This is a genomic window from Microcystis sp. LEGE 08355 (assembly GCF_015207185.1).
In the GTDB taxonomy this organism is placed as follows: Bacteria; Cyanobacteriota; Cyanobacteriia; order Cyanobacteriales; family Microcystaceae; genus Microcystis; species Microcystis panniformis.
Map to the genome: position 1 here is coordinate 1 of NZ_JADEXI010000510.1, position 3,339 is coordinate 3,339.

Here is a 3,339-nt window from a genome sequence, read left to right on the forward strand (position 1 = left end):
TAAGATACAGCTTTTTAAGCAATAATAACCGCGCACCCGAATACGCTTTACCCGGTTTAGACGGAGAAAAACGCCATTTACGCCTAGAATTGAAGTTATTAGCAGAAGTGGGACTGATCGGGCTGCCCAATGCGGGAAAATCCACCCTAATCTCCGCCGTTTCCTCTGCTCGTCCCAAAATCGCCGATTATCCCTTTACGACTCTTATCCCTAACTTGGGAGTGGTACGCAAACCCACAGGAGACGGGACGGTATTCGCCGATATTCCTGGATTAATCGAGGGAGCGCACCGAGGAATCGGCCTAGGACACGAATTTTTGCGCCATATCGAACGCACACGCCTGTTAATTCATCTTGTCTCCTTGACAGCAGAAGACCCGATCGCCGATTATCAAATTATCCAAGGGGAATTAGCCGCCTATGGTCGAGGCTTAGAAAAGCGATCGCAAATACTGGTTTTCAACAAAATTGATGCTGTGGACGAGGAAACGATAGATAACTATCAAAAGCAGTTTGCTAAAATAACCAATGCCGAGATTTTGACTATTTCCGCCGTAACAGGAGCCGGATTAACCACTTTACTCGCCAAAGTTTGGCAGCAATTAGAGCAACTGGAGAGGGTCGAGGATGAAACCCCTTCCCTGTTTTCCTAAAATCGCTCGTTAGTTGTTGAGCTGCCGGGGTGCGGGTGGTCGGCGATTGCTCGGTCTTCTTTCCGTACCTTCAAAGTTACCATTAGAACGACGGGTGCGGCGCTGTTCGCCTTCATTTTCGGCCGCATAGACTTCTAGATAAAGAGAACGACCCGCACTCGCGGCCGCCATTTCTAGGGTAGTTCTAATCGCCTGTAAATTGCGTCCTCCCCGGCCGTAAACTTTGCCTTTATCGGCATCATCGAAGGCTACACGCACCCAAAGACGTTCATTTTCCTTACAGCGCTCGATATCCAATCTCAGACTGGCCGGATCTTCCAAAAACGGCTCGATAATAAATTTCACCAGTTCGAGATAATTGGGGGTACTAGGCATTGATTTTCTCGAAAATTTTCTGTTTGGTGAGAATGCCGCGCACGGTGTCTGTCGGTTGCGCTCCTTGTTGTAAGCGTCGGATGATTCCTTCTTCATCCAGACGCACTTCATCGGTGCGGGGATTGTAAAATCCTAATTCCTCTAGGGGACGACCATCGCGACGACTGGTGCTAACGGCCGCAACGATACGATAACTGGCTTCGCGTTTTTTACCAAAGCGTTTTAGACGTAATTTGATCATGGTTACTCAAAAATTCTTCTTTCCGATTCTAACTCATCCGGACGGTATTTCCACAAGTGGCGATCGAGGGAACGGTCGGCAGCCATTGGCTATTATTGAAAATAACGCCGATATCTTAATGGTGAGGTACAAAGTTGAAGTGTGTTAGTTTTGGCTAACACACCCGAAATTAAGATTAAATTAAACCTCTTGCATAATTAGGGTTGGCTGAATAATGGTAAAACCCTTTTAAAATAAGGCTTTTGACCTGCTAAAATCCGATGTTCATGCTGCGAAAATAGGATTAAGACCTTCAAAAACCTTGCATTATCCTTCTTTTAGTACACAAACTGGTACAAAAAAAAGAGGATAACAAAGCCTGAAACGACCGGCTACTGACTCCTAACCCTAACAACAATTTTTGATTTTTACAAGAGGTCTAGTTTTTACCCTTCTCTAACCGTAAACTTTCCCATAATACTCTTGATATTCTTTGGATAACAAAGGTTGCCACCAATCCCGATGATCGAGATACCATTGAATGGTTCTTCTTAATCCCCCCTCTACCGTTTCTTGAGGTTGCCAACCTAATTCAGTGCGAATTTTAGTGGCATCAATAGCATACCGGCGATCGTGTCCGGGGCGATCCTTGACAAAAGTAATTAAATTCTGAGCGGGTTTCACGGGTAAATCGGGAGCTAATTCATCCATTAACTCACATAACATCCTGACTAAATCGATATTTTTTACCTCATTATTTCCGCCAATATTATAGGTTTCTCCCGCTTTTCCTTTGTGAATAACTGTATCTAAAGCTTGACAATGATCCCGAACATATAACCAATCTCGCACATTTTGACCATCACCATAAACGGGTAAAGGTTTCCCCAAAAGAATATTAATACACATCAAAGGAATTAACTTTTCGGGAAAATGATAGGAACCATAATTATTAGAGCAATTAGTAATAATTGTCGGCATTCCGTAGGTATGAAAATAAGCTCTTGCTAGATGATCACTCCCCGCTTTTGAGGCAGAATAGGGACTATTAGGAGCATAGGGAGTAGTTTCGGTAAAAGCCGGATCATCTACTCCTAAACTGCCATAAACCTCATCGGTGGAAACGTGCAGAAAACGATAGTGATCGGGTTGATGATTACTTAACCAATGTTGCCGAAAACTTTCTAATAGAGTAAAAGTTCCCACCACATTAGTCTGCACAAAAGCCCCAGGTCCAAGAATCGATCGATCCACATGGGATTCCGCGGCAAAATGGGCAACTGTATCTATATTTTCACCGGCAAATAATTGATCAACTAAAGCTTGATCGCAGATATCCCCTTGCAGAAAACGGAAATTCTTTCTATCTTTCAGTGTCCCTAAATTATTCAAATTGCCCGCATAGGTAAGAGCATCAAGAACAATTACACGATCCTCAGGATAATTCTCGCACCAATGATGAACAAAATTCGAGCCGATAAATCCTGCTCCACCAGTAATTACTATGCTTCTAGCTTGATTCTCTGTCGCCATGGCCACCTCTAGCAAAAGTTCGCTACTTATTTTAGGCTTTTTTGCTTCACACTTCTTCATCAAAAGTGATCCGATCAGAGTGATAATCCGGCGGTTCAACGTGAATTAAAATTCTCACAGGGCTAAATTGTTGGCTTAATCTTGCTTCCACCGCTTCCGTGATTGCGTGAGCAGTTTCCACATCTTGAGCGGAGACAACTAGGTGCATTTCTATAAATACCTGTCTTCCCACCACTCCCCGAGACGCGATCGCATGACAATTAAGCACCCCCGGCACCTCCAGGACAATTTGATGAATCACTTCAGGAGCGATCGCCATTTCATCCACTAACAAAGGTAAATTCTCCTTGAGGACTTTCCAACCACTGCTAAACACCAAAAAAGCGACAGGAAAGGACAAAATCACATCTAACCATTGTAATTGGGGAATATTAGCCGTATTGCCCACCCAAACCCCAACTAACCCCAATAAAACTGTAATTGTCACCCACACATCACTCATGGTATGACGAGCATCGGCAATCAAAATCACACTACCGACACGCTGCCCCACCGATC

The 3,339-nt window shown here is 44.1% G+C and carries 5 protein-coding genes; 1 reads left to right on the top strand and 4 read right to left on the bottom strand.

The window, feature by feature from the left end; translation table 11 throughout:
* The coding region (locus tag IQ242_RS20185; protein WP_193961181.1) for a GTPase at positions 1-653 on the top strand (653 nt) is incomplete at its 5' end.
* Between the two features lie 9 nt (positions 654-662).
* Here the strand turns inward: IQ242_RS20185 and IQ242_RS20190 are convergent.
* From IQ242_RS20190 to IQ242_RS20205, 4 genes are all read right to left on the bottom strand, one after another.
* Positions 663-1,028 (bottom strand): KH domain-containing protein, encoded by a 366-nt coding sequence (locus IQ242_RS20190; protein ID WP_045356911.1) that lies wholly within the window; start codon positions 1,026-1,028, stop codon positions 663-665.
* The gene (gene rpsP, locus IQ242_RS20195; protein WP_002780060.1) at positions 1,021-1,269 is read right to left on the bottom strand and encodes a 30S ribosomal protein S16; all 249 of its coding nucleotides are present in this window, start codon (positions 1,267-1,269) and stop codon (positions 1,021-1,023) included. Before rpsP ends, IQ242_RS20190 begins: the two co-directional genes overlap by 8 nt.
* A gap of 435 nt (positions 1,270-1,704) precedes the next feature.
* Positions 1,705-2,781, bottom strand: a complete 1,077-nt coding sequence (gene rfbB, locus IQ242_RS20200) for a dTDP-glucose 4,6-dehydratase (RefSeq protein WP_193961183.1) — start codon at positions 2,779-2,781, stop codon at positions 1,705-1,707.
* 46 nt (positions 2,782-2,827) lie between these two features.
* Positions 2,828-3,339, bottom strand: a 512-nt coding sequence (locus tag IQ242_RS20205; RefSeq protein ID WP_193961182.1) for a cation diffusion facilitator family transporter, incomplete at its 5' end; no start/stop codon positions are given.

What these genes read in the sequence shown, in the direction of transcription:
- IQ242_RS20190 (WP_045356911.1), bottom strand. Translation starts at nt 1,028, where the DNA reads ATGCCTAGTACCCCCAATTATCTCGAACTGGTGAAATTTATTATCGAG.
- rpsP (WP_002780060.1), bottom strand. Translation starts at nt 1,269, where the DNA reads ATGATCAAATTACGTCTAAAACGCTTTGGTAAAAAACGCGAAGCCAGT.
- rfbB (WP_193961183.1), bottom strand. Translation starts at nt 2,781, where the DNA reads ATGGCGACAGAGAATCAAGCTAGAAGCATAGTAATTACTGGTGGAGCA.